The sequence below is a fragment of the Collinsella sp. AF04-24 genome, from assembly GCF_003465685.1.
Classification (GTDB): Bacteria; Actinomycetota; Coriobacteriia; order Coriobacteriales; family Coriobacteriaceae; genus Collinsella; species Collinsella aerofaciens_AP.
Map to the genome: position 1 here is coordinate 1 of NZ_QSBK01000028.1, position 575 is coordinate 575.

Genomic DNA, 575 nt, shown 5'->3' on the forward strand with positions numbered 1-575 from the left:
TCCACCCGAGCATTGAATGAGGCTCCAACGCAAGTTGGGGCCTTTTTTCATATAGGCACACAAGGTCAAAGGCGGCAGCATGATCCTCCTGGTCGACAAGATCGTGCGTTGAACGGGCGCCGCGTGCATGGTAGTATTTCACGACGTGGTTCAAAGCGTTGGAGGCTGTTCTGCCACCCCAACTGCAAGTGCCACTTTATAAGGGCTCTTGGCGCAACGGTTAGCGCAGGGGACTCATAATCCCTGGGTTCTGGGTTCGAATCCCGGAGGGCCCACCAGGTTTTTCAACAGGTCAGGCAATATGTCTGGCCTGTTTTCTTATTCATGGCATTAGTTTTCACTTGCAAATAGCCTGCTTGCTCATTTCCGGGCGCCCTCGGTCGGCTGCCTGCGATGCCGCCGCCACGAAACCGGCCCATCTACTACGTTTAAGCCCGACCCCTCGACCATACCCCGCATTTCGCGAAAGCCGCAGGCCGTCTACCTGCGGTTTTATTTTTGCCCGAGACGCCATGGTCGGGGGATGTCGCCCAAACGTAGCAGATGAGCCGGTTTCGTGGCGGGGGGCCCGGGGG

The 575-nt window shown here is 57.4% G+C and carries 1 tRNA gene; it reads left to right on the forward strand.

Annotated features, from left to right (window positions below):
- Positions 1 to 202: 202 nt before the first annotated feature.
- Positions 203 to 278 (forward strand) — tRNA-Ile (locus tag DWV32_RS09455).
- Positions 279 to 575 lie beyond the last annotated feature (297 nt).